This is a genomic window from Porphyromonas asaccharolytica DSM 20707, assembly GCF_000212375.1.
In the GTDB taxonomy this organism is placed as follows: domain Bacteria; phylum Bacteroidota; class Bacteroidia; order Bacteroidales; family Porphyromonadaceae; genus Porphyromonas; species Porphyromonas asaccharolytica.
Genome location: NC_015501.1, coordinates 548,328 through 573,575 on the forward strand (window position 1 = coordinate 548,328; position 25,248 = coordinate 573,575).

General features: G+C 51.3%; 20 protein-coding genes. 10 read left to right on the plus strand and 10 right to left on the minus strand.

The features are described 5' to 3' along the window. The first annotated feature begins 41 nt into the window (after window positions 1-41). The 10 genes from mnmG to PORAS_RS02250 all read left to right on the plus strand — a co-directional run bounded on the left by mnmG (window position 42) and on the right by PORAS_RS02250 (window position 12,707). A complete protein-coding gene (mnmG, locus tag PORAS_RS02205) occupies window positions 42-1,919 on the plus strand; it encodes a tRNA uridine-5-carboxymethylaminomethyl(34) synthesis enzyme MnmG (RefSeq protein ID WP_245528043.1) in 1,878 nt (625 codons plus the stop codon). A 27-nt stretch (window positions 1,920-1,946) separates the two neighbouring features. Continuing rightward, window positions 1,947-3,776 carry an excinuclease ABC subunit UvrC gene (uvrC, locus tag PORAS_RS02210; RefSeq protein ID WP_013760016.1) on the plus strand — a complete coding sequence of 610 codons (1,830 nt, stop codon included), beginning with the start codon at window positions 1,947-1,949 and terminating at the stop codon, window positions 3,774-3,776. Between the two features lie 12 nt (window positions 3,777-3,788). Continuing rightward, window positions 3,789-4,241: a D-aminoacyl-tRNA deacylase gene (gene dtd, locus PORAS_RS02215; RefSeq protein ID WP_013760017.1), complete on the plus strand. Its 453-nt coding sequence runs from the start codon at window positions 3,789-3,791 to the stop codon at window positions 4,239-4,241. Then, window positions 4,241-4,615, plus strand: a complete 375-nt coding sequence (locus PORAS_RS02220) for a nucleotide pyrophosphohydrolase (protein ID WP_013760018.1) — start codon at window positions 4,241-4,243, stop codon at window positions 4,613-4,615. Before dtd ends, PORAS_RS02220 begins: the two co-directional genes overlap by 1 nt. A gap of 24 nt (window positions 4,616-4,639) precedes the next feature. Next, a complete protein-coding gene (deoC, locus tag PORAS_RS02225; protein WP_013760019.1) occupies window positions 4,640-5,506 on the plus strand; it encodes a deoxyribose-phosphate aldolase in 867 nt (288 codons plus the stop codon). 146 nt (window positions 5,507-5,652) lie between these two features. Then, window positions 5,653-6,807, plus strand: a complete 1,155-nt coding sequence (locus PORAS_RS02230; protein ID WP_004331888.1) for a DegT/DnrJ/EryC1/StrS family aminotransferase — start codon at window positions 5,653-5,655, stop codon at window positions 6,805-6,807. 10 nt (window positions 6,808-6,817) lie between these two features. Continuing rightward, window positions 6,818-8,404 carry a peptide chain release factor 3 gene (locus tag PORAS_RS02235; protein WP_013760020.1) on the plus strand — a complete coding sequence of 529 codons (1,587 nt, stop codon included), beginning with the start codon at window positions 6,818-6,820 and terminating at the stop codon, window positions 8,402-8,404. 262 nt (window positions 8,405-8,666) lie between these two features. Then, window positions 8,667-11,045: a TonB-dependent receptor gene (locus tag PORAS_RS02240; RefSeq protein WP_013760021.1), complete on the plus strand. Its 2,379-nt coding sequence runs from the start codon at window positions 8,667-8,669 to the stop codon at window positions 11,043-11,045. Window positions 11,046-11,084: 39 nt separating this feature from the next. After that, window positions 11,085-12,296, plus strand: coding sequence for a DUF4374 domain-containing protein (locus PORAS_RS02245; protein ID WP_013760022.1), 1,212 nt, complete (start codon window positions 11,085-11,087; stop codon window positions 12,294-12,296). Between the two features lie 6 nt (window positions 12,297-12,302). Beyond that, window positions 12,303-12,707, plus strand: coding sequence for a hypothetical protein (locus PORAS_RS02250; protein WP_013760023.1), 405 nt, complete (start codon window positions 12,303-12,305; stop codon window positions 12,705-12,707). Window positions 12,708-12,803: 96 nt separating this feature from the next. On the opposite strand, the gene PORAS_RS02255 is transcribed toward PORAS_RS02250, so the two are convergent. From PORAS_RS02255 to PORAS_RS02300, 10 genes are all read right to left on the minus strand, one after another. Continuing rightward, entirely contained in the window at window positions 12,804-13,769 is a 966-nt protein-coding gene (locus PORAS_RS02255) for a hypothetical protein (protein ID WP_013760024.1), read from the minus strand. Next, on the minus strand, window positions 13,766-14,920 hold the full coding sequence (locus PORAS_RS02260) for a glycosyltransferase family 4 protein (RefSeq protein WP_013760025.1): 1,155 nt from the start codon (window positions 14,918-14,920) through the stop codon (window positions 13,766-13,768). Before PORAS_RS02260 ends, PORAS_RS02255 begins: the two co-directional genes overlap by 4 nt. Before the next feature lie 15 nt (window positions 14,921-14,935). Continuing rightward, window positions 14,936-15,418 (minus strand): RNA-binding S4 domain-containing protein, encoded by a 483-nt coding sequence (locus tag PORAS_RS02265; RefSeq protein WP_013760026.1) that lies wholly within the window; start codon window positions 15,416-15,418, stop codon window positions 14,936-14,938. A gap of 7 nt (window positions 15,419-15,425) precedes the next feature. After that, window positions 15,426-15,986, minus strand: a complete 561-nt coding sequence (pth, locus tag PORAS_RS02270; RefSeq protein WP_013760027.1) for an aminoacyl-tRNA hydrolase — start codon at window positions 15,984-15,986, stop codon at window positions 15,426-15,428. Between the two features lie 54 nt (window positions 15,987-16,040). Beyond that, window positions 16,041-16,757: a C40 family peptidase gene (locus PORAS_RS02275; RefSeq protein ID WP_013760028.1), complete on the minus strand. Its 717-nt coding sequence runs from the start codon at window positions 16,755-16,757 to the stop codon at window positions 16,041-16,043. Window positions 16,758-17,011: 254 nt separating this feature from the next. Further along, window positions 17,012-17,680, minus strand: coding sequence for a Crp/Fnr family transcriptional regulator (locus PORAS_RS02280; protein ID WP_044211199.1), 669 nt, complete (start codon window positions 17,678-17,680; stop codon window positions 17,012-17,014). A 93-nt stretch (window positions 17,681-17,773) separates the two neighbouring features. Continuing rightward, entirely contained in the window at window positions 17,774-19,417 is a 1,644-nt protein-coding gene (gene hcp / locus PORAS_RS02285; protein ID WP_044211498.1) for a hydroxylamine reductase, read from the minus strand. Window positions 19,418-19,813: 396 nt separating this feature from the next. Continuing rightward, window positions 19,814-20,785 carry a hypothetical protein gene (locus tag PORAS_RS02290; RefSeq protein ID WP_155811459.1) on the minus strand — a complete coding sequence of 324 codons (972 nt, stop codon included), beginning with the start codon at window positions 20,783-20,785 and terminating at the stop codon, window positions 19,814-19,816. Between the two features lie 277 nt (window positions 20,786-21,062). Further along, the gene (locus PORAS_RS02295; RefSeq protein ID WP_013760033.1) at window positions 21,063-22,706 is read right to left on the minus strand and encodes a leucine-rich repeat domain-containing protein; all 1,644 of its coding nucleotides are present in this window, start codon (window positions 22,704-22,706) and stop codon (window positions 21,063-21,065) included. Between the two features lie 817 nt (window positions 22,707-23,523). Next, on the minus strand, window positions 23,524-25,203 hold the full coding sequence (locus PORAS_RS02300) for a T9SS type A sorting domain-containing protein (RefSeq protein ID WP_013760034.1): 1,680 nt from the start codon (window positions 25,201-25,203) through the stop codon (window positions 23,524-23,526). Window positions 25,204-25,248: the final 45 nt, after the last annotated feature.

Consider the following 25,248-nt stretch of genomic DNA (forward strand, 5'->3'; position numbering starts at 1 on the left):
GCATGAGGCTGATACAGGTCAGCCGAGGCTACGTATCTACAATGAAGACTCACTTTGACATTATCGTAATTGGTGCAGGGCACGCTGGCTGCGAGGCGGCGTGCGCTACTGCACGCATGGGTGCCTCGACGCTCCTCATCACGGGAGACATGAACAAGGTGGCGCAGCTAAGCTGCAACCCCGCCATGGGTGGCATCGCCAAGGGACAGATAGTGAGAGAGATAGATGCACTCAGCGGCTACACGGGACAAATGTCTGACGCTGCTACGATACAGTGGCGTATGCTCAACCGAAGCAAGGGCCCTGCTATGTGGAGCCCGCGAGCACAGCTAGACCGCATGCGCTTTATGGAGCTATGGAGAGGTCAGCTAGATAGGACGGACGGGTTGGATCTTTGGCAAGACTTCGTCGTAGATATAAAGTTTGGCGCAGAGGACAACAAGCATCTGGTAGTGACGCAATTAGGCATGACCTTTACGGCTGCAAAGGTGGTCCTCACGGCTGGAACTTTCCTCGGGGGACTGATGCACTTTGGTAAGACGATGATCCCAGGCGGACGCATCTCAGAGCCAGCTAGCCACGGCATCACAGAGTGTCTCGTAGCAGCGGGACATCATGCAGACCGTATGAAGACGGGCACCCCAGCCCGCATCGACGGACGCTCCGTAGATTGGTCGCTTGTAGAGGAGCAGCCAGGTGACGAGGAGGCGGGTCGCTTTAGCTTCCTCCCAATGCAACGAAGCCAGCTACGACAGCGCTCCTGCTACATCCTCTATACCAACGAAGCTTGCCACGACATTCTTAGAGCTTCGCTCAGCGACTCACCACTCTACAATGGGCAGATACAGAGCATCGGACCGCGCTACTGTCCCAGCATAGAGACGAAGATTGTCAACTTCGCCGACCGCACACGCCATCAGCTCTTCCTCGAGCCTGAGGGTGAGGAGACGAACGAATACTACCTCAACGGCTTTAGTTCGTCGCTCCCTATCGACATACAGATCAGAGCTTTACAGACGATCCCCGCATTGCGAGACGTACAGCTCTACCGCCCAGGCTATGCGATCGAGTACGACTTCTTTGACCCGCGAGATCTGCACCATACGCTGGAGAGTAAGCTAGTACCTGGCCTTTACCTAGCGGGTCAGGTCAACGGCACCACCGGCTACGAGGAGGCAGCCGGACAAGGTCTCCTCGCAGGTATCAATGCTGCCCTAGCCCTACAAAAAAAGGCTCCGCTCGTCCTAAGACGAGACGAAGCCTACATAGGCGTCCTCATTGACGATCTCGTAACCAAGGGGGTCGACGAGCCATACCGTATGTTTACCTCACGAGCTGAGTACCGTATACTCCTACGTCAAGACAATGCCGACCTGCGACTGACGCCCTATGCGGAGCAGCTAGGACTAGCCACCGCAGAGCGACTGAGCCGCCTCGAGCAGATCAAAGAGGGCATAGCAACACTAGACAATCTATGCGCTAACTACTCGGTCAAGCCAGAGGAGGTCAACGGCTACCTGGCCAGTCTAGGTGAGAAGCCTCTAGACTTTGGCACTAAGCTCACGACCCTACTCCTTCGTCCGCACGTTTCGCTCAGCGGTTTGATCGCCCAGCTAGACGGTTTCGCCACACAGGTGGCAGGTTTGATAGGTGATGACGAGGAGATCCTCACACGCACCGAGACCGCCATCAAGTATCGGGGCTACATCGAGCGCGAGGAGCAAGCGGCGCAGAAGCTTCACCGCTTGGAGTCGCTAATGCTAGGCGACAAGCTCGACTATCAGCAGATCTCTGCACTCCCCATAGAGGCTCGCGAGAAGCTCTCTCGTATCCGCCCCGCCACTATCGCTCAGGCCGCCCGCATCCCAGGCATCTCTCCGAGCGACATCAACATACTCCTAGTTCTACTGGGACGATAGTTTACCGTTTCACGTGAAACAATCGAAATGAACCGAGACGAAATCAAAGCTATCCTCCCAACCATCCCACAAGACCCAGGATGCTATCAGTACCGTAATAAGAACGGGACGATCATCTATGTGGGTAAAGCGAAAAATCTGCGCAATCGCGTCTCCTCTTACTTCAACAATTCACCGAAAGATCCGAAGACGACGAGGCTAGTCAGCGAGATCCGCCAACTAGAGTACTTTGTAGTCAACAGCGAGGCTGAGGCTTTGGTCTTAGAGAACAACCTGATCAAGACCCACCTGCCGAAATACAACATACTACTCAAGGATGATAAGTCCTACCCTCGCATTGTCATCACGAGCGAACCGTTTCCACGCATCTTCGCCACAAGAAAGGAGGAGGGCAAGGGAGATTACTACGGGCCCTACCCCAACGTGGCGATGGCTCATACGGTGATCGACTTAATTCATCGGGTCCTTCAGTTGCGTTCGTGTCGCTACGCTTTGACCCCCGAAGTGGTGCGGGAGCGGCGGGTGGACCTTTGCCTGCAATACCACATTAAGAAGTGCGGAGGTCCCTGTCAAGGTTTGGTCTCGGCCGAGGAGTACGCCCACGCAGTGCAACTAGCCCGACGTATCCTCAAAGGAGAGATAAACATTCTTATCGAGGAGGAGGTGGAGGAGATGAATCGTATGAGCGAGCGTCTGGAGTTCGAACGAGCCGAGCAGCATCGTCAGAATATTGAGACGCTACGTCGCTACTCGGGCAAGCATGTTGTTGCGCCAAACATTCACGAGGCTGATGTTTTTGCCTATGACGAAGACGACGTCAATGGTTTCGTCTGTATGATGCAGGTTCGCCACGGCGCGGTCGTCTTAGCGCACAACTTAACCTTTAAGAAGACGGTCGACTCCTCACGGAGCGACCTGCTCTCTTACTTGATAGAGGAGCTAAGACAGCGCTTCGGCAGCACAGCTCGTGAGGTGATCCTGGCGGATCCTGGCGAATGGGCGAGCGACAGCTATCGGATCACGGTGCCACAGCGTGGCGAGAAGAAGCAACTCCTCGAACTGGCTCAGCTCAACGTCTCACGCTACCGCTGGGACTGCTACAAGCGTCAGGAGAAACTCAACCCCGAGCAGCGTGCCACACGTCTCCTCACAACGATGAAGAAGGATCTCGGCATCGATCGCCTACCCCGCCATATGGAGTGCTTTGACAATTCAAACATACAAGGCACCAATCCCGTGGCGGCGTGCGTGGTCTTTAAGAATGGTAAGCCGGCGAAGAGCGAGTACCGAAAGTTTCATGTGAAAACAGTCGTCGGGGCTGACGACTATCGGACGATGCGTGAGATCATCTACCGACGCTATCGCCGTGTGCTGGACGAGGGGCAGCCACTCCCCGACCTGATCATCATAGATGGTGGTAAGGGGCAACTGCATGTCGCCTGCGAGACACTCAAAGAGCTGGGCATCTACGACAAAGTGTGCGTCTTCGGTCTTGCGGAGCGCTTCGAAGAGCTATACCGTCCAGGCGAGTCGGAGCCTTTGGTCTTGGATCGCCGGTCAGAAACGCTCAAGGTGGTCTGTCATATACGTGACGAGGCGCACCGCTTTGGCATCACTTTCCACAGAGATAGTCGCTCGAAGCAGCAGACAAAGAGCATCCTCGACGAGATCCCTGGCATTGGAGCACGCAGCAAGGAGACTTTGCTGCAAGCCTTCAAAACACCCCAGCGAGTCGTCAAGGCTAGTCGTGCCGAACTGATCGCAACCCTCGGCACGAGCAAGGGAAACAAGCTGTACAACCACCTACATCCTGATGAAGCTACGCTACATTCCGACGAAACTACAGAAACAACCTAGAGAAGAAACAGTATGAAAGCACTTTTACAGCGAGTCATCCACGCCTCTGTGTCGATCGACGGCAACTGCGTCGGAAGCATTCGACAAGGCATCGTCCTACTCCTCGGCATCGGCTACGAAGATGGTCCCGAACAGATCGAGAAGCTCTGCCAGAAGGTGTGCAAGCTACGCATCTTTGACGATGAGGAAGGCGTGATGAATCGTTCGCTGCTAGACATTGGTGGCGAAGCTCTTGTCGTCAGTCAGTTTACACTCATGGCAAACTGTCGCAAAGGCAACCGTCCAAGCTATATCGAGGCCGCTAAAGGGGAAGTTTCGGAGCCGCTCTACGAGCAGTTTGTCGCTAAGATGCGTCTCATCATGGGCTCAGATTCAATTAAAACCGGTAAATTTGGAGCCGATATGCAGGTAGAGATACATAATGACGGTCCTGTGACCATTATCTTAGACACCGACACGCTCTAATGGACGCTACAGACAAAGCAAAAGAGACAACGCTAGACGAGCTTCAGCAGCTAGTCGATGAGTGGATACACACCTACGGCGTGCGCTACTTCGATCCGCTGACCAATATGGCGATCCTAACGGAGGAGACGGGCGAGGTAGCACGTGTTATGGCACGACTCTATGGAGAGCAGAGTGCCAAGGCGTCCGATCATCTCGATCTTGCGGACGAGCTAGCAGACTTGCTCTGGGTGCTCACCTGCATTGCCAACCAGTGCGGAGTCAACCTACAGGAGTCACTTGAGAAGAACCTCCAGAAGAAGACGAAACGCGACGCAACCAGACACTTAAACAATAGCAAGCTAACCGCTCGCCCCTTAGATACAACAGAATAACAAACCTTCAAACAATAGAAACCAATGCATCAGATAGACAAATACCATAAAGCGATCTCACTCTACGAACCTATCGAAGGAGATGTTAGCGCCAAGGTCCAAGCGATCATCGACAAACACTATAAAGAGTGCTACACACCAGAGGTCCTCAAGCTACTCTACAGCTGTATAGACCTAACCACGCTGATGGGAGGTGATACCGACGAGAGCGTCACCAAGATGGTCGCTGGCGTCAATGACTTCGAGACCAATCACCCCGACATACCCAACGTAGCCGCCATCTGCGTTTATCCCGCTCTGGTGCCTACGGTCAAGGCTACGCTCACCTGTCCCGATGTACGCATTGCTTCGGTAGCTGCAGGCTTTCCCGCTAGTCAGACCTTCCCAGAGATCAAGGTCGCTGAGGTCTCTATGGCTGTCGCCGAGGGAGCCAACGAAGTAGACGTTGTCCTCAACCTAAATCGCTTTCTATCAGAGGACTACGATGGCGTCTGCACCGAGATCGAGGAACTCAAGGACGCAGCTCGTGGAGCGCACCTCAAGGTGATCATCGAGTCCGGTCTGCTCGCTGACCCACGTCAGATACAGATCGCATCGATTCTGTCGCTCTACTCAGGCGCTGACTTCATCAAGACCTCCACAGGCAAGGAGTATCCAGGCGCTTCACTGGAGGCCGCTTACGTTATGTGTCAGACGCTACGCAAGTATTACGAGCTACACGGTGAGCGTCGAGGCTTCAAGGCGAGCGGTGGTGTCCGCACGCCAGAGGACGTGGTCAAGTACTACTGCATCGTCAAGGAGATCCTTGGCGAGGAGTGGCTCACCCCTGAGCTCTTCCGTCTAGGTGCTAGCAGTCTTGGCAAGAATCTCCTCAAGGCGATCGAGGGATAAGAGACAAATTAAAAAGCTATGCCCCGCCACACCGATGAAAGTGGAGAGGGGCATAGCTTTTTGCCAAATCTGCTCACTGCAAAGCTAAAGAGAGCGCCAAAAGAGCCAAACAGCCCGAAACTAGCCAAAACGAGAAACTACAGAAGATGCCTCCAATATCGACCGAACAGCTTAACTATCAAGGCGTTTACCCCTCACAAGAGGCCATTAAAGCGCAAATTCCTGACGATTTTTTGACCGACTCGGGACTTTGTACGGGATTTGAGCAAGCATTGCGCCGTTTGTTGGGGGTAGAGCGTACGATCCATCTGACCTCTTCGCCACAAGTAGCACTTACCGCCGCACTACGCATGTTGCAGCTACGAGAGGGCGAGTCTGTCTTCGTACCAGCTTACTGGCGTAAGGAGTATATCCATAGTCTGCTCGCGATGCGGTTGCGTCCGATCTTTGTTGAGGTCACCTCCTTCAATATGGCTATGGACCCGCTCCTTCTCGGCAAGCACCTCGAGCGCATGACCGATGCCGGCACTCCCCTACCCCGCGCTATCATTGTGGCGCACGCTCACGGTATCCCCGCCAATATGGAGCTGCTCTGCTCCGTGGCGCAACGGTATAATATGACCATCATCGAGGACTGCTCGCAGGCACTCGGGAGTTATATCGATGAGCGAGCATGTGGCACATGGGGGCAGCTCTCCTTCTTTTCCTTCTCCACAGGCGAGATCATACAGGCTGGCACAGCCGGTGCGCTTAGTTGGGCCGAAAATCGTAGTCTCTCGATCGATGCACCTTATCACAGCTGGAGTGCTCAGGAGAAGCTTGCCATCGAAGCTTGGCTGCGTCCCTATCCGCTAGCCCCTCTGCAGGCAGCTATCTTACTTCCTCAGCTAGCGCAACTCAAAGAGGCTGTCGATAAAAAGCGTCTCATGGCTAAGCTCTACCGCAAATACCTCACGCAAGCCTTCGGTCTCCGCTATCTAAGCTGGCCGGAAGACACACCGCATAGCTATCGACCTAATTATAGTAGTCAGCCGATACATATCGAGCCCACGATGCTGCACTTCTCTCGTCATGAGCTCGGACGGACACTGCAGGAGGAGCAATTTGTCCCGCTCCTACCGCCCCTAGAGAGTCTCAGCGAGCTCCCTGCACTTCACGCCTACAGCAGTGTGGTTAGTGGCGTAGCACAAAGTATGGCGCCCGATCTGCTCTACCTGCCCAACGATAGCACGCTGACAGGTGCCCGCACCTTAGAAGTTGTCGAGGTCATTCGTCAGCTCGTTTACAAGTACAATAGCTAATCATCTTACGATGTCCACCCCTTTAGAAAAAGAAATAAGTAGTCGTCGCACCTTTGCCGTCATAGCGCACCCTGATGCGGGTAAAACGACCCTCACCGAGAAGCTCCTCCTCTACGGAGGCGCCATCCACGTAGCTGGAGCCGTCAAGAGCAACAAGATCAAGAAGAGCGCCACCAGTGACTTCATGGAGATAGAGCGTCAGCGTGGTATCTCCGTGGCAACCAGTGTCATGGGCTTCAACTATAAGGACTATAAAGTCAACATCCTCGATACCCCAGGTCACCAAGACTTCGCCGAAGACACCTACCGCACGCTCACCGCTGTGGATAGCGTCATCATCGTCATAGACCACGCCAAGGGTGTCGAGCAGCAGACGCGTCGTCTCATGGAGGTATGCCGTATGCGCCACACGCCCGTCATCGTCTTCATCAACAAGCTAGACCGCGAGGGACTAGACCCCTTCGACCTGCTCGATGAGGTAGAGCGAGAGCTAGGCGTTGTGACCACACCGATGGTTTGGCCCATAGGCATGGGAGATCGCTTCAAGGGCGTGTACAACATCTTCGACCACGAGCTCAACCTCTTCACGCCCAATAAGCAGCATGTCGTCGAGGACCTCCACCACATCGAGAGCCTAGACTCACCCGACCTCGTCAAGCATATCGGAGCCGCCGCTGCCGAGCGACTCGCCGAGGAGGTCGAGATGGTCGAGGGAGTCTACCCCACATTCGACCACGACGCTTATCTAGCAGGCGAGCAGGCACCCGTCTTCTTCGGCTCAGCGCTCAATACCTTTGGTGTGCGTGAGCTACTAGACACCTTCGTGCGTATCGCACCATCGCCCCAGCCCGTAAAGGCCGAAGAGAGAGAGGTAAGTCCTTACGAAGAGAGCTTCACCGGCTTCGTCTTCAAGATCCACGCCAATATGGATCCCAACCACCGTAGCTGTATCGCCTTTGTCAAGGTCTGCTCAGGGCGCTTCGAGCGCAATGCTTACTACCACCACACACGGCTCGACAAGCAGGTGCGCTTCTCCTCGCCTACCGCCTTCATGGCCAATAAGAAAGAGGTCATCGATGACGCCTACGCCGGCGACATCGTAGGACTCCCCGACACCGGCCTATTTCGTATCGGAGACACCCTCACGTCAGGCGAAATGCTCCACTTCAAGGGGCTGCCCAGCTTTAGTCCTGAGTTCTTTAAGTATATCGAGAATGCGGATCCAATGAAGCAGAAGCAGCTCATCAAGGGTACCGACCAACTCATGGGCGAAGGTGTGGCACAGCTCTTTGTCAATCAGTTCAACGGCAGACGCATCATCGGTACTGTCGGTCAACTTCAGTTCGAAGTGATCCAGTATCGACTACTCCACGAGTATGGCGCCGAGTGTCGCTGGGAGCCTCTGCACCTTTATAAAGCGTGCTGGATCGAGAGCGACGATGCCGAGGAGCTAGCCAACTTCAAGCGTCGCAAAGCTCAGTATATGGCTCTAGACAACGCAGGCCGAGACGTCTACCTAGCAGAGAGCAGCTACATCCTGCAGATGGCGCAGCAAGACTTCCCGCACATCCGCTTCCACTTCACCAGTGAGTTCTGAGGCATCTCCGCTCGCAACCCACTACCCAATCATTGTCGAAAAAAGGTCTCGTTCATAGACCAGGCAAAGATACTATCGCAGGCTACAGACTAACATTGGTCTGTAGCCTGCAAACATTTCAGCGGATCCTAGACTCCGCAAATCTCACGAGCGACCCTTTGTAAGAACGGACAGACCGCAGCAGTTACCCACCTTTAGGTATTGGGAACGAGGAGAATAGCTAGTACCTTTGTGTGTACATAAAGTTTTTTTTGCGACACGCATGAGTACCTATTCGCATCATCGCGTTTGGCTAGGTCGCACTATATATATCCTAGTCGCACTATCATCAATCTTCTGCACGCTCGTCGCTCAGAGCAATCCTGGGCGACGCACCTACAGCGGTGTGGTGCTAGACGCTATGTCGCAGGAGCCACTCATCGGTGCCTCACTGTGGGTTGAGGAGCTACATCAAGGCGTAGCTACAGATGCTGATGGTGCCTTCACCTTGTCTCTACCAACCAATGGGGAGTATCATATCAAGGTAAGCTATGTAGGTTACAAAGACTACACCTTCCGCTATAGTAGCAAGCGGGCGAGCCAAGCTCCTCAGCGTATCCTCCTCTTAAACGCTACAGCAGAGCTAAACACAGTCTTCGTTCACGGTAAGGGGCAGGCACAGCGACTGCGTGAGATCCCCTCGTCCATCACCGTCATCGACACACGAGAGCTGCACGGCACGGTCTCCTCACTCAATGAGGTCCTCAACCGCTCTATGGGTGTCAAGGTGACCAGCACTGGTGGCATCGGGAGTACTTCCCGTATGATCATACAGGGGCTAGACGGCAAGCGCATTGCGCTCTTTGTCAATGGCATCCCGATGGGTAGCTCGGATCAAACTTGTCTCGATGCCTTTGCTGTAGACCAAATAGATCATGTGGAGGTGTACAAAGGGATCATCCCCTCGTGGCTCGGTGGCGAGGGACTAGGTGGAGCAGTCAATATCATACTGCGTCACGAAGAGCAGCAAGACCATCTGACCGCATCCTATGAGGTGGGCTCCTTCCATACGCACAAGGGGAGCTTGCGCGCCAATAAGTACTTGCCCGCTCTCGGACTGAACCTCTCCCTAGCTCTCCAAGGGCTTTACACAGACAATGACTATACCTTTGACTCCCCCTTTGAGCATGGACTGGTGGTACGGCGAGATCATGACACCTATGCGAGCTATGGAGGCTCTCTGTCTCTGTCCCTGCACAAGCCGTGGATAGACCATCTGTCGCTCTCACTCAGTGCTGATCGCATCTATCAGGAGATACAAGGAGGTGTCCTCAATCTGCAAAACAACATCCAGCATGCCCACACCCACACGACGAGCCTACAGGGTGCTCTATCAGTCGCAAAGAGCATACTAGACGGCAAGCTCTATCTAAGCTCGACAAGTATCGTCGCGTACCAGTTGCTGAACCACGTGGACACCTCGCACTATTGCTACGACTTCGCTGGGCGCACCTTCCCCAGTGGCTCCGGTCAAGGCGAGATAGGTAGCATGCCCAATGACTCACATGACCAGCTCATCAACATACAGGAGCAGCTAAACCTGCGCTACCAGCTGTCGCCTGCTCATCGTCTCCTAGGCAATATCTCCTACCGCTTCGCCCGACGTGATCCCCACGATGAGCTAGCCAGCAAGTATACCAAGCTCGCTGTGAGTGGCTACCCTGGGTATATACACTCTCTCATATCAGGTTTGACACACGAGTGGAAGCTGTGGGACGAGCGCATTACCAATGAACTGGGTGTGAAGCATGTATACTTTCACTCCTCAGTATCTCCCCTAGGCTTCACCATCTACGAGCAGGATCACGCTCCACTCACCAGCTCACGCTCCGTATGGGGCGGTAGCGAAGCTATCTCCATCAAGGCTCTCCCCAATCTCACGCTCAAAGGCTCTACGCAATACACCATGCGCACCCCTCGTGCCGAGGAGATCATCGGTGACGGCGTACTCATCTACCCCTCGCCTAAGCTAGCCCCTGAGCGGAGCCTTAACTTCAACCTAGGCATCAACTGGCTCTGCAACCCTGACGACTACCCCAACTGTCGCATCGACCTCAACGGATACTATATGAATGTGAGGGATATGATCAAGCTAGTCATGGAGAGCCTTATCATGAAGTACACAAACTTCGGTCAGGTGCGCATAGCAGGCGTAGAGGCAGAGCTATGTGCCAACCTCTTCCCTTGGCTGACCATTCGCTCCAACATCACCTATCAAGATGCACGTGACAAGATGAGGACAGCGATCGGGGGCGGTCAGAACTTCCACTACAACTATCGTGTACCCAACATGCCTTACCTCTTTGGCAATGCGGAGATCCGTCTACAGGGCGACCAGCTACTCCTCTCCGATGATCATGCCGAGGGCTTTATAGCGTGCGAGTACACAGCACCTTTTAGCTATGGGTGGGAGGCGAGCAAGGTGAGCCGACTACAGGTACCTCGCCGATGGAACTTCAACGTGGGAGTTCAGTACACGCTCTTTCAGCATTACCACCTAGCTCTAGAGGTCAACAATCTCTTTGACACCAAGCAGTGGGCGGAGTATCAGTACCCACTCCCGACACGCTCGCTACGTGCCAAGCTCAAGGTCACATTCTAACTACTCAAGATGATTATAACCCTAATAAATAATAGAACGATGAAGCATCTTAGCTTACTAATCATGACCGCCCTCTTAGGGCTAGTCACACTCAGCTCATGTCAAAAGGAGGAAAACACTCCGCAGCAGACGCAGGGAGTCAAGTTTATCTACGCCTCACAGGTGGAGAATGCCTTCCAGCTCACGCCCCTAGCCGACCTCGCAGAGGGCGTGCAGACCTCATTTGACAATTCACAGACCCTCCCCGTGGGGCACCTCTTCTTAGAGAAGTACGGCGACTACATCTACGCCATGTCGGGCAGTATGTATGGCTATGGTGGCGAGCAGACGCTACGCAAGTATCAGATGAAGGATGGTAAGTTACAGGAGGTTGCGACACTCTCCTTCAAAGGCTCTCCCAACGTCCTTGAGGTCATCTTTGCCAGCGATACGAAGGCTTACGGCGTGACCTGCGCTAGCCGTGGTCAGCTCGTCATCTTTAACCCCTCCACCATGCAGGAGATGGGCGAGATAGACCTCTCTCCCTATGCTGCTACAGATCCCAAGGCTGAGGCTCCTGACAAAGATCCCGATGCTGGGACTGGTATCGTGCGAGATGGCAAGCTCTTCCTCTGTCTCAATCAGACAAAGTCCATGATGGAGCTATACGATGAGCCAGCCTCTGTGGCGGTCATTGATGTCGCCACGGACAAGGTCGAGAAGGTCATCAAGGACTCTCGCGTACAGAGCCTTGGTATGGTCGGACACACCAGTGCCATCCTCGACGAGGCAGGTAACATATACTTCTATTCAGGACCTCGCAGTGCTATGTTTGGCAAGCCTGAGGGTATCTTGAGGATCAAAAAGGGCGAGACCGACTTTGACAAGGAGTACTACGTCTCCGTGACCAAAGCTGATGGCGCAGAGCCCACCTCTTTTGGTATGACGATGACCTACTATCAGGGCAAGGTCTACTTCTTCCTGGAGAAGCCTTCGCTCGTTGTCGATCCCAACGACAAGACATTTACCAAAAACAAAGACTTCGTCCCCTATGAGCTAGACCTCAAGAGTGGCAAGGGCAAGATACTCCCTCTGCCCGGATCTAGTGGCTGGAGTGCTAATGCCACCATCGCCTACAACGGCAAGATCTACTTCGGCATACACGCTAAAGACGGTCTGGGCTTCTACAGCTACGACCCAGCTACAGGACAGGGTAGCAGTAAGCCAGTAGTAACTACGCCCGCAGGTATCTATACAATCATCAAACTCTAAATAATCATGAATAGACAAACTCGCACTGCCCTTCTATGGGCTTTCATACCGATGGGATACATCTTCCACACGCTCTGTGAGCTGATGCCACTCTTTGCTGGTCTCAGCGTAGCAACGGAAGAGATGACCACAGAGATGCTCCCTGCCATGACCACCTTTACGGGGTGGATGCTCTACCTAGTACCACTCATCGGGCTGCTCTGTAGCTGCTACGGCAAGCAGCGTTGGAGTACTATCGTCAGTTTTGTACTCGCTTGTATCACCTTACTGCTCAATATCTGTCACCTCTGCACAGACCTCCTACCCCACTTCTCCTGGGCACAGGCAGCTATACTACCATTCGTCTGCGTCGTCGCCGTCCTACTCGTCATAGATCTTTGGAAAGAGCTACGCACGAGCAAGGCGCAATGAGCGCAACGCTTTGATGGTTAGATAGAAGTTAGACAACAAAAACGAGAGGAGGCTGTCATATTAGTTGACAGCCTCCTTTTGTGTGCGCTTATTATCCTAGAGGACGACGAGGCCTGCGAGAAGGAGCTGCATCGTAAGGACGAGGATGACGAGCAGCGGGAGCAAGTAGCGCCACGTATGGCGTGAGAGCTGACTCGCCCAGGGGGTGATCGGTATGATGACCAGCGGTACAGCAAGAAGGAGCGTAGAGCGCATCGTCTCTGCCTGAACGAGTGCCAGCAAGAGGACGAAGGTACTCATCAGTAGTAGCGCTCTCTGTCGGTACCAGGTGACGACGTGAGAGCCTCCACGAATGCTTTCTAGCCCGATACGCGCCATGATGAGCAACAGGGCTATAACGCCCCACCCTATCCAGTCGAAGGGCGTAGCGGGGCTTAGAAGCATATCTACACTGAACCACAGCTGCGTATAGAGGTTTATCAATGGTGTAGCACCTTGCCAGAGGTAGAGCGTAGGCAGTACGAGCCAAAGGATCGCTATGAAGCCACAGAGATAAGCTAGGTAAGCGCGTAGCTGACGCACCTTCATCAAGGCAAGCAGCGACAAGCTCAGCGGTACGATCAGAAGCAACGGGGGGTAGAGTAGCACGGCAATGCCCATCATGAGTCCGGCGAGGGTAAGCGTCTGGCGCCTATCAGGACGATTGTAGCAAAGCATCTGCAGGTATAGCGATATGAGCAGCACGGGGAGCGCCCAGACAGACCAGCTGAGCGTAAAGAACTCCGTGAGCGGTACCAAGAGTAACGCCTGCAGGAGCAGTAAGAGCGATCGCTGACGGGGTGTGATGAGTAGGAGCTGTATGGCTATGCGGTCTGATAGTACTAGGGTAGCTACGAGTGCTAGATCGTTTGCCACTAGAGGGACTAGAGCCATCGTCTTGTTTACTTGGAAGCTTATAGAATCACCTAGATACCACTGTATAGCGGTACATAGTTGACACACGACTATCGAGACAAGGAGTGCCAGTGGAGCTGGGAGCGAAGTTTTATATCGTTGTATCATGACTTATAGCGCTTAGCGATCAAACTATCTAGATAGCCGTCTAGCTGCGACATATATTGGTCGAAAGTGTAGGGCAGTAGCGAATGCCTCGTGACCTCATCTCGGTGCTCTCCTATCAACTCATAGAGATGTCTCAAGGCTCGTGCTATATCCTCCGTATCTAGCGGGTTCAGTCGGTAACCCTCCTGCTCAGAGCGAATGAGTGTGCAGGAGCTCGCCACCTCGCTCACCGTTACAGGCATGCCCAGTGCGAGCGCCTCGGCAACCGTAGCTCCAAAGAGTTCGTTTGTACTCGGCAGTATCAGCGCATCTCCGAGTCCGTAATGCGCATAGAGATCACTCCCCTGCTGCTTGCCGGCAAATGTGACACGCTCCTCTAGCTTGAGCATCGTAGCTTGCTGACGCAGCTCCGCGTCCATCGGTCCATCGCCCACCATCAGCAGCTGTAGGTCTAGCCCTTCGTCGAGGAGTAATCTGAAAGCCTCTAGGAGACGAGGCAAGTTCTTTACCTTATCGAGTCGCCCCACGTAGAGGATCACCGCCCGCCCGTCAGGGATAGCATAGCGGGATCGTAGCGCTGCGGTCTGCTCCTCTGCTAGTGCGACCTGTCGCTGCAGGTATTGCTCATCTTGGACGATCGGCAAGTAGTGCCACTTCGATAGCTCTCCATGGCATAAGTCTCGATAGCGATCCCTCACCTGATCGCTGCAGAGTATCACCCCATCGAGGCGATCTAGGAGCCAGCGCTTAGACCAGTAGGAAGAGTCAGCGATAGTTGCCTCGGCCGTCACCAAGTTGTCATCGCACATAGAGACAAGACGTGGTAAGGGACGTGCCGAGCGTCCACGCAGTAGGTAGAGCATCCCTGTCAGGAGGTTAAACTCACTACAGAGGATCAAGTCATACGGCTTGCGCAAGATACGCAGTAGCTCGGGACGCAGATTAGGGAAGAAACGACCCCCAGGGGCTAACAGCTTATAGTCAAACTGTATGCGCTCCCCTTGCTGTGCTAAGTTAAAGTCTTGCTCCAGAGGCTGACCATACTCTAAGTATAGCTCCACATCGTACCGCTTCGTCAGATGGTTGAAGAGGTCTATCCGGTAGGGAGCCAGTGCTCTATGAATGATTAGTATGCGAGGCGTGTACTGCATCTCGTTAGCAGCTACTTACCAGTTGTCCCAGTCGAGGAGATCAGACGACGGATTGTCTTGCTCCTCATCATCGTCGAGCGTCTCTTCGTTCCACTCCTCTAGAAGTGGCTCATCAATGACCGGTGCCTGGAGGAACTGCTCTAGGTCCCGTCGCTCACGCTTGGTCGGTCTACCAAGGCCTTGCGCACGATCTACATAGCCCGACATACGCTTCATCTCTAGCAGCTCATACTGCTCAGGAGGTGTCACATTGAGGATATACTCAGGGACCAGCTTAGCCCCCATACGATTGGTCGTGGTCTGCAGTACCTTAAAGGATAGTGTCACAGGCGGCTTGCGCACCGATATGATGTCGCCCGCCATGACCATCTTGGCTGGCTTAGCAGTCACATCATTGATCGCTACCCTACCCTTCCGACAGGCATCCTGCGCTATGGAGCGTGTCTTGAAGATACGCACCGCCCAGAGGAAGCTATCGATCCGTACTGGTCTGCTCATGGCTTGACTAGTTAAAGCTATTCATCGTCCGCTCCACGCCCATCAGGCAGAAGCTCTCGATCATCTCATCGACACGCTCCAGGAGACGAGGCATGTCGGCCAGCTCCCCCTCGGGAAACTGCGCCAGCACATACTCTATCTGCTTACCCCTCGGGTAGTCATGTCCTATGCCAAAGCGTAGTCGTGGATAGCGATCCGTACCGAGAAGCTCCGTGATATGCTTGAGTCCATTGTGCCCGCCAGCACTACCGCCAGGCTTCATACGGAGCGTGCCGAAGGGAAGTGCCAAATCATCGAGACAAATTAATATATGGTCTACTGGGATCTTCAACTCCTGCATCCAATAGCGCACGGCCGTACCGCTCAGATTCATATAGGTAGAAGGCTTGAGGAGCGTCAGCTGAACATTCTTAATGCGTCCTGAAGTGATCTCCCCATGGCGAGCCGTAGACCAAGTCCATCCCTGCTTATCAGCAAGGTGGCTCACCATACGGAAGCCGATGTTGTGTCTCGTGCCACGATACTCCTCTGTAGGATTACCGAGCCCGACGATTAGGTATTGATTCATATTGCGATAGATGTCAATGGTAGCGAGACCGCATCGCTCAGTCTCACAGAGAGCCTATCTACGCCACTGCTTAGGCGCAGCAATAGGGATCTCTGGTAGGAGGTTCTCACGATCTATATCTATCGGATTAATCTGGTGATTAGGTGCAATAGGCGAGAGCGTTGGTACGGGAACCATAACCGTCCCCTCCTCGATCAGCTTATTCATCTCAGGCACACGCCCAGCGCTTAGATAGCGACTCGAGAAGTAAGCGCTGCGACTGAGTCGCTCGATGATGATACCACGACTATTGGTACTATGCATCATGACAAGATCGCCGTCGACGACATCAATGACCATCGCCACATGCCCCACACGACCGCTATTGCGATTACGACCCTTGAAGAAGAGCAGATCCCCAGGTAGCACCTCCTCTCTTTTGATCCTCTTGACATAGTTTGCTTGTGTAGCGGATCCACGTGGCACGGTGATGCCATATCGTGAGTAAACGTATGATACGAAGCCCGAGCAGTCCATGCGCCAGGGCAGATTACCTCTATAACCGTAAGGCTTGCCTAGTAGTTCCTTGCCCGTATCGATCAAGTCAGCGACCAATTCGTCGTGTGCCGTCTGGGCTTTTTTATCTCCTCCTACACGATGTATGGGGGGACGCTTCAGTACGGGATGCTTGAAGGTCATACCGCTGGGACTCTTGGCTGCACATTGACTCAGGAGCAATGTGAGCAGGAAGGTGCTTAGGAGCAGTCTGATAGATCTAGGTTTATAACTCATCCAGTATGTCGTTGTAGCTATGGGTAGCTGTACGTTTGGGGCAAAGGTACTAATTTCCCTAAGTAAAAACAAGCGACCTGCCTCGCCTCCACTCCAAATTGCATTTTGGAGTGGAAAATACGAGAAAACAGTCGACTAATTTTCAAAAACAGTCGACTGATTTATCGTTGGCATATAGCATAGCTATCATAGACAGTAATTGCCACAAGTACTATAAACGGACTTAGTCGTTGCAATTATAACTTTTGTTTCTCCTATTTCATTTTATCTGAATCGAGAATAGTTATCTGTTTTCCATCTATTTTAATGGCACCGTTATCTTCAAATTCGGAAAGGCATCGCAATAGCGAGAACTTCTGAATACCGAATGTGTCGGCTATCTCCTGACGGCTATTACTGAGTTTTATTGTGCGGCTTTGTTGTTCTTTGGCTGCTTTCATCAAGAAGTAAGCCACCTTTTCGCGGACAGTGAAGAGGGATAGCATACGAAGTTTCTGGGTGAGGAAGACATCAATAGACGAAAGAAGCTGAATGAAGTTCATTCGTATGCGCTCGTTGGTATCTATCAGATGTTTAAGTTCCGATGGCATCATGCGCATAATGGTAGTGTGCTGTGCGGCTTCTACACTTACGGGCATAGCGTTGTTCTTGGCAAAAATAAACGCTGGAGCTATCAAGACACAAGCTTTCAGACGGTTTATCTGCACTTGCTTGCCTGACAAACCAGTCATATGCGAAATCAGTTCGCCTTTGAGGATAAAGTCGGCATACTTGCAAGGCATACCAGCAAGTGTGTAAATCTCCTTGGCAGGATATTCCACTATTTTATAGGTTACCGTTTGTAATAGCTCTTTGATTTCCTTAGCAGTTAATCCATTGAAAAAGGGACTATTTGTTAGTATTTCGTGCATTGATACTTCCATATTTGTTTGCTTTTAAGAATAATGCACTTTACTCTTTCTTGTTGTATGTTAAAAGAAAATCCCTCGATAGTTGTTTATCGAGGGACATGTATGTCAGAGAATATATTTCTGAATGTCTTCTTCCACTGTAGAATTGCCTGCAAGTCCGAAATTGTCAACCAACACTTGTAGTACGCCTTCAGAAACGAAAGCTGGAAGGGTAGGACCGATATGTATATTCTTCACGCCAAGGTGCAGAAGGGCAAGCAGAACGATGACTGCCTTCTGCTCGTACCATGCGATGTTGAAGAAGATTGGCAGGTCGTTGATGTCGTTTGCACCAAAAATCTCTTTCAGTTTGAATGCCACCACTGCCCAAGAATAAGAGTCGTTGCACTGTCCAGCATCAAGAACACGCGGAATACCATTAATATCTCCGAGGTTTAACTTGTTGTATCTATACTTTGCACAGCCGCTGGTGAGGATTACAACATCTTTTGGCAGAGCCTTGGCAAACTCTTCGTAATAGTTGCGGCTCTTCATACGGCCGTCGCAACCGCTCATCACGACAAACTTGCGGATAGCACCACTCTTCACAGCTTCTACTACTTGGTCGGCAAGCGCAAATACTTGAGCGTGTGCAAATCCGCCTACAATTTCTCCAGTTTCTATTTCCTGTGGAGCCTTGCAGGTCTTAGCCAATGCGATAACTTCAGAGAAATCTTTCTTACCATCTTCGCCTGTTGCGATGTGCTTCCAACCTGGGAAACCAGTAGAGTTGGTTGTGAATACTCTCTCAGCATAGTTTGCATTCTTTGCAGGCGGTACGATACAGTTTGTAGTAAATACGATAGGACCATTGAAGCTTGCAAACTCTTCCTTCTGCTTCCACCACGCATTGCCGTAGTTGCCCACAAGGTGCTTGTATTTCTTTAGTTGTGGATAGTAATGCGCTGGCAACATCTCGCCGTGGGTATAAACGTCGATGCCTGTGCCTTCTGTCTGAATAAGAAGGTCTTCAATATCCTTAAGGTCGTGTCCTGAAATGAGAATACCAGGCTTCTTGCCAACACCGATATTAACCTTTGTGAGTTCAGGGGTACCGTATGCTTCTGTGTTGGCTTTATCGAGCAATGCCATTACGTCTACACCATATTTACCTGTTTCGAGTACGATGCCAAGAAGTGTTTCCTTATCTGCATCTGGAGCAGTAATCGTGGCAAGAGCCTTGCACATGAAAGCAATAATCTCTTCATTCGTTTCGCCTAAACGAGTCGCATGGTCATAATAAGCGGCTATACCTTTAAGACCAAGAACGGTAAGTTCCTTCAGTGAACGGAGGTCAGCGTTCTCGTTGCGAAGCACTCCTTCGCGTTCGCCTTCCTCAGAGTAGTCAGACTTCTCGCCACCCCAGTGAACTTCTTGATAATTAGGGAGAGTAATGTTCTTGCTTAAAGCTGTTTCGAGCAATTGTTTTTTCAGAGCAATGCCCGTGTCCACCTTATTTAATATACTCTGGTCATCAAAGTTCGCATTAGTAATCGTTGAAAACAATGCATCTACGAGGAAGTCAGCAACTTCTTTTGATGCATTTTCCCCCAGCGTATGTTGGATAGTTCCCACACCACGTACAACGCTGAGCAACAAATCTTGCCACTTTGAAGTTTCAGCCTCTTTACCGCATACACCCTTAATGGTGCAACCTGTTCCCTTTGCAGTTTCCTGACACTGGAAACAAAACATCTTATTTTCTGTCATAATGATTTCGTTTAAATTTCTGATGGCTTCTGACGCAAAGGTACCGATATAAGAACTAAAGCCTGGTAACATTTGTGACCAAGCACTGTTAAAGCATTGCTAAAAAAGTAGTATTGTAATTATGGTATGGTAATTAGAGGTCTGATAATTAACCATAACTATCTGATAATTACGCACATTCCAGTGTCAAGTGCAACACAGTTACAAATGTAGGAAAAAAACTTCATGGGGAGTTTTATAGCCTAGTTTTTTGCGAGACGCACATTCCCGCACATTGCTATTGCTTGCTAAGCTTCACTGCAAGTGACAGAGTACAGCACTACTTGTCTTACGCCTAGTGTCTATTGTGGCTACCTACAGGTGAAGCGGCTACCTACAGGCAAATAGAAAGTATTATCAAAAGAGCAGCGTCTGCGCATATCTCTGGTCCAGAGAGTCCTCTACGACAAAGAGGTAGCTCTCTCCCTTTGTGAGGAAGTCTAGTCCAGCTGACGAGACTCCGTCTGCTACCGTCACTCTGCGAATGAGTGTGGCAGACATATCGTAGACGGAGATCACTTGAGGTGTCACTTCGCTCCATAGGAGCTTGTCGCCTTCGATCCAAAGCCTTGGCGTAGCCCTTTGCACTAGCTCTATAGCCACTGGATAAGATACATAGTCGCAATCATTTCCATACTTTGCCTTGTACTCAAATGATGGGCTATGGAAGCATCTAAACTTCTCATTAGTACTATCGAAGAGTTGCGTATCTCCCGTAGGATCATACCAAAGAGGGAAGATCCCCTGCAGGTTATCTCGCTCCTCACAGCCTATAAGCTGCGTGAAGCTCCTGCGCAAGGTGTCTACGACCGACCCTTCTGCTGTCTCATAGCGAACATCTATCTTGTAGTGCTGTCGTATCAGCTGATGACCATCTATATCGACTAGCTCACGCTTCTCTACGATAGCCTTAGCGCCTAAGATGCCGTGTCTTTGGGGATCCATCTGCTGATAGTTAAACCCGATGGGGACCTCCTCTCCCTCCTGAGCATCAAGGTCATACTTGAGATACTTCTTACCATCGCATAGATCGTACGCCTTAGCACCTTCATAAAGCACCAACCCTGTCTTGCGATCGAACAAATGTCCCCGCTCGTTATAAAACTCCGTAACAGTCTTAAGACAGGGGATCTCATCTACGACTGTATCCTGGACGATAGCCACCTTGATGTACCCATACTCATATCCGTAGGGGACTCTCAAGGAGGCAATGTCGTAATACCACTCCGACCCTACGCCTGGATGCAGGGGCAGAGCCTCTTGTGCTGCAAGCCCTAGAGAGCCCAGCAAGATAGCAAGCATACAAGAAAGTAATCTGTGTTTAGACATAGGATTTATTGTTTTTGAAGTATGGGCTTGCTGAGCCAGTAGACTCAGCAAGCCCTATCTATTACTAGATAAGTGTAGTGCTAGATCGAGTTAGTATCGTGATCCTACGATCTGTACGAGGCAACGAGTGAGCCCGTCAAACTCACGCAGGAGTACTTGACGCATATCACCCTGTGCGTTGTAGACCGTGACCATACCAGTCTCGCTGTCATAGGTGTAGTCTTGGTCGACGCCGTTGGTCTTGAGATACTGTTTGAAAGCTGCGGACTGAAGACCCTTATAAGTTATGATCCGTCTGCTTGATTACCTTCTCTCCATTGACGATGTAGATCCCATCTGGGAGCTGCTGAAGATCTGTGGGCAGTTGCTGTCCGCTAAGGTCATATATGACCGTCGTCTGGGGTTGATCTGGCGTTACAATCTCAACGCCCTGAGGCTCAAACTCTTCAATATCCGAAAAGTCTTGCCACTGTTCACTTTGCTGATATAGCTCTTTGGTCCCTTTAGGTACGCGGAGCTTGCATGGGACGGCACCAAATCCTCTAAAGAAGACCATAAGTCCTAGCGTTATCTTACTGGGGTCAGTCATCTGTACAGTGATCTCACTGAGACTCTTGTCAAAGCCAAAAGTTAAATCTCCGATGTAACTCAAGCCACTGGGTAGCTCTACACTCTTAATAAACTGATTGTCGAAGAGTCCAAACTCCTTGATGATCTGTACGCTCTTGGGGAGGCTATAAATGGTATCCTGCTTGCCTGCAGGGTATTGGATTAGTGACACTTGTGACTTGTCGTAGAGGACTCCATCGTGAGAGGTGTAGTTAATGTTTTCTGGAGAGACCTCTATCGCTGCCAGACTATGACAGTCGTGAAATGGTGCGTTACCAATCTCCGCTACCCCAGAAGGAATAGCTATTGCCTTTAGCTCATCACATCGTGCGAAGCCATAGTCTTCGATGACTTTGAGACCATCATGTAGTGTCACGCTGGTCAGTGCTACAGTGCCTGCGAAGGCTAGTGTACCTACTTTGTTAATGGAGGTAGGTATTGCGAAGCTGCTCCCCTCCTTGCCGGCAGGGTACTGCACAATAGTCTGCTTATCTGCCGTATACAGGACGCCATCGATTGTCGTGTAGGCTCTGTTTTGAGGATTTATATCGATCTTCTTGAGCTTGAAGCAATCGGCAAAAACGCCTCCACCGATCTCTTTTACAGATGCTGGGATGAGTACCTCTGGCAGGTTTTCGCAAGCACTAAAAGCAGCCTCCTCGATGGTCTCCAGCCCCTCCGATAGCGTTAGCTCTTGGAGTGCCGTATTGCTACTAAAGGCGTTGTCGCCTATCGATCGTACACTTGACGGGATAACAATCTTGGGGATAGCGATGCATCCGCTGAAAGCCCAGCGACCGATAGTTGTGACAGTCTTGGGGATTTCTAGACTTGATAGGGCAACACACTCGGTGAATGCAAATGGCTCAATGATCTCTAGTCCTTGTGCGGGGAGAGAGACTGTCTCAAGCTTTTCGCAACTCTCAAAAGCCCCATCACCAATCTCCTTGAGACTAGGCGGGAGTATAATACTCTGTAGACTGATACATTCGAGGAACGAACTCTTGCCAATGCGCCTAAGGTCATCTGGAAGGTTGAGATTGGTCAGTCGGACGCAATTACTGAATGCGTTGTCTCCGATCGTTGTAATCCCTGACGAGATCGTAATGGTCTCGATTTGCTCTAGAAACTCCCCCCATGGAGCTTCGCCTAGCCCATAGTTGGGCATATCTCCAGTTCCAGAAAGAGTCAGAGTAGCTGTCTCTTCGTTGTAATCCCACGAGAGGGATCCTGTCTTGCCACTGGTCTGTGCCCATGCACTTGTCACAGACAAGAGTAGCGTGGTGGCCAGAATGAGTAAATGTCTTACCATAACTAGTTGTATTTAGATTGATTAGTATGCATGGTGGTTGTTCTTTTAGCCCTGTCACATTGCTACAAAAACGGTATCTCCTCTCGTTGCAACAAGATAATACAGTGTGTAGACTACGGAGCTACTCGCCTCAGCGTTGAGTACATCCCAGAGCCAAGTATAACACACCTGCAAATATATAAAAAACTTCATGAAGCGTTTTTTTAGATCCAAGAAAGCTGTCGACCAGCTTTCTAAGTTTATATGCAAGTAAAATGCGAAGTTTTTTCTCGTTTCGGAAACTCAGTCGACTTCTCTTCGGGTGAACCGCTCGGCGGGGTGGAAGCTTCCACCGTAGGGGCGGACCTGTGTGTCCGCCCGTCCTCACCTGAGCGCAGTCTATTCTGCGGGCGGACACGTAGGTCCGCCCCTACACAAGCTACGTCAGCACGACAATTCCATTCATCAAACGCTGTAACCTCGATCTGTAGGGACGCGGTTCGTAGTTAGCTAGAGGCACTGGTGCCACTAGAAATACTAGTACCTCTAGAAAAACTAGCTCCCCTCTAACCTCTAATTTCTAATATCTAAGCTCCTCCACGTGGATATTTCCAAATCCCCACGTGGGGAAGAAAAAATATCCACGTGGGGAAGAAATGAAACTTCGGAGGAATCAAATGATATGTCGGAGGAATCGTTTCGCGCCCACGTGGAAAATAAAAAATAGCCACGTGAGAATTTGAGATTTCTCACGTGGCTATCTGTGGAAGCTGTCACTTCTTGTGACGCTCTCCTGACGCCTATCGCATGATTTTGGACTATAGGCGGTGAGGGTTTGCTACCTCTTGACAAATTTGTAGGTGGTGTCTCCTACCTGTACGATGTAGGCTCCTTGTGGTAGATAGCCTACGTAGATAGAGCTATCGTCTTGGTCGTACACTTCGCTCAGGAGCTCCTCGCCAGAGGCTGCATAGACCTTCAGTAGGGTAGCAGGCATGGTCTCAGCGAGACGTACATAGAGGCGCTCGTCTGCGGAGTTGTAGTAGATAGCTGTCTCTGTCGTAGCGAGTTGTGTCACGGAGACGGTACTTCTACCAGGATATGGCTGTGGGTCACCAGCATTACCATTCATGAGCTCCCAGCCCTTGCCGGTAGCTACCTTGACTTGTCTATCGGTGATGTCGTTTTTCTCCTCTCCCTCTGCTATGTCGATGGCGATAAATCGGCCTGCAGCGAGGAATGTCGGATCTAGTAGCTTGAACTTAGGGATCGACTCCACAATGACCTGCATGGCATGCTCATCGATGGCGTTGACGGAGATGTCGGCGTACTGAAGCTGCTTACAGGCTGAGAAGTCTAGCGAGGTGAGGTTGTTCTCAAAGGCGATGAAGTCTAGTAGTTTAGGTGTCTTCGTCAGATCTAGCTCGGTAAGCTCATTCCTCTCGCAGAAGAGCTTATTTATCATAGGATTGTGCGAGAGATCGAGCTTCTTAAATCCACAATTAGCCATATTGATGTACTCGAGCTTGGTGTTCTTAGAGAAGTCTGGATCGAAGGTAAAGTTGATTTTCTTGATCGCAAGCATCTTGAGCTCGGGAAGACCAGAGAGGAAGTCGAGTGAGGTGAGCTTCTTGTTGAGATTGAGGTTCAGCTCCTCTAGTAGAGGATTGTTTGATAGATCTAGCGTGGTCAGATTATTACCCCCGAGGTGTAGCTGCTTGAGCTTGGGGTTGTGAGAGACGTCTAGTGACTTCATACCTATTAGGTCAGCCTTGAAGACCTCTAGCTTGGGTAGCATAGAGAGATCTACGGTCTTGAGATCATAATTCATACTGCACTGTACGAAGGTGAGGTCGGGACACTTAGAGAGGTCTAGTGAGGTGAGCTCGGTCTTTTCGCAGTAGAGTATCCTTAGCTTAGGATTGTGTGTTAGATCGAGTGTGCCGAGTTTGTTACCACTGAGCACAGCCACCTCAAGCTCTGGCAGCTTAGAGAGGTCTATCGCCGTGAGCATAGAATTCTGCACACCGAGCTCTCTGAGCTTAGGATTCTGCGAGAGGTCTAGCTTCTTAATCATATTTGAGTGGCAAAAGAGCTTCTCAAGATCAGTCTGCCCAGTGACGTCGAGCTCCATGATCCCTGTCTGGTAGCACCATAGCTCCTTAAGGGTATTGATCTTGGAGAGATCGATAGCGGTGAGTGCTGTCTTATTGAGATTGAGGTAGGTGATGGGACCATAGATAGTCGTCTTGGTCAGATCTTTGGGCAGGTCGATAGGTCTCTTTTCGGTTCCCTTTTGGATCTTCTCATTGTCCTGGCACTGACCGTCACCATTGAGGTCTATCCAGCAGCCGTCTACGGGAGCGACGACACCTATGAGGAGCGAGGCGTTTTCGTCATCGGTGATGAAGGTTAGATCGATGCTGGGCTCCATGAGCGGTGTCTGAGCCTTCGTCTGTGTAGCTACTCCTAGCAGAGTCATAGCCAGGAGTAGGAGTAAGGTGTATTGTCTTTTCATAAGATAAAGTGTGTGTATAGTGAATAGTGCTGATCTACAGAATGA

Bases quoted from the DNA above. Each gene is read 5' to 3' on its own strand.
- PORAS_RS02280 (WP_044211199.1), bottom strand. From the start codon at position 17,680: ATGGAAGTATCAATGCACGAAATACTAACAAATAGTCCCTTTTTCAAT.
- PORAS_RS02265 (WP_013760026.1), bottom strand. From the start codon at position 15,418: ATGAGCAGACCAGTACGGATCGATAGCTTCCTCTGGGCGGTGCGTATC.
- PORAS_RS02230 (WP_004331888.1), top strand. From the start codon at position 5,653: ATGCCTCCAATATCGACCGAACAGCTTAACTATCAAGGCGTTTACCCC.
- PORAS_RS02255 (WP_013760024.1), bottom strand. From the start codon at position 13,769: ATGATACAACGATATAAAACTTCGCTCCCAGCTCCACTGGCACTCCTT.
- mnmG (WP_245528043.1), top strand. From the start codon at position 42: ATGAAGACTCACTTTGACATTATCGTAATTGGTGCAGGGCACGCTGGC.
- pth (WP_013760027.1), bottom strand. From the start codon at position 15,986: ATGAATCAATACCTAATCGTCGGGCTCGGTAATCCTACAGAGGAGTAT.
- PORAS_RS02220 (WP_013760018.1), top strand. From the start codon at position 4,241: ATGGACGCTACAGACAAAGCAAAAGAGACAACGCTAGACGAGCTTCAG.
- PORAS_RS02240 (WP_013760021.1), top strand. From the start codon at position 8,667: ATGAGTACCTATTCGCATCATCGCGTTTGGCTAGGTCGCACTATATAT.
- uvrC (WP_013760016.1), top strand. From the start codon at position 1,947: ATGAACCGAGACGAAATCAAAGCTATCCTCCCAACCATCCCACAAGAC.
- dtd (WP_013760017.1), top strand. From the start codon at position 3,789: ATGAAAGCACTTTTACAGCGAGTCATCCACGCCTCTGTGTCGATCGAC.
- PORAS_RS02245 (WP_013760022.1), top strand. From the start codon at position 11,085: ATGAAGCATCTTAGCTTACTAATCATGACCGCCCTCTTAGGGCTAGTC.
- PORAS_RS02235 (WP_013760020.1), top strand. From the start codon at position 6,818: ATGTCCACCCCTTTAGAAAAAGAAATAAGTAGTCGTCGCACCTTTGCC.
- PORAS_RS02290 (WP_155811459.1), bottom strand. From the start codon at position 20,785: ATGTCTAAACACAGATTACTTTCTTGTATGCTTGCTATCTTGCTGGGC.
- PORAS_RS02295 (WP_013760033.1), bottom strand. From the start codon at position 22,706: ATGGTAAGACATTTACTCATTCTGGCCACCACGCTACTCTTGTCTGTG.
- PORAS_RS02250 (WP_013760023.1), top strand. From the start codon at position 12,303: ATGAATAGACAAACTCGCACTGCCCTTCTATGGGCTTTCATACCGATG.
- deoC (WP_013760019.1), top strand. From the start codon at position 4,640: ATGCATCAGATAGACAAATACCATAAAGCGATCTCACTCTACGAACCT.
- PORAS_RS02300 (WP_013760034.1), bottom strand. From the start codon at position 25,203: ATGAAAAGACAATACACCTTACTCCTACTCCTGGCTATGACTCTGCTA.
- PORAS_RS02275 (WP_013760028.1), bottom strand. From the start codon at position 16,757: ATGAGTTATAAACCTAGATCTATCAGACTGCTCCTAAGCACCTTCCTG.
- hcp (WP_044211498.1), bottom strand. From the start codon at position 19,417: ATGACAGAAAATAAGATGTTTTGTTTCCAGTGTCAGGAAACTGCAAAG.
- PORAS_RS02260 (WP_013760025.1), bottom strand. From the start codon at position 14,920: ATGCAGTACACGCCTCGCATACTAATCATTCATAGAGCACTGGCTCCC.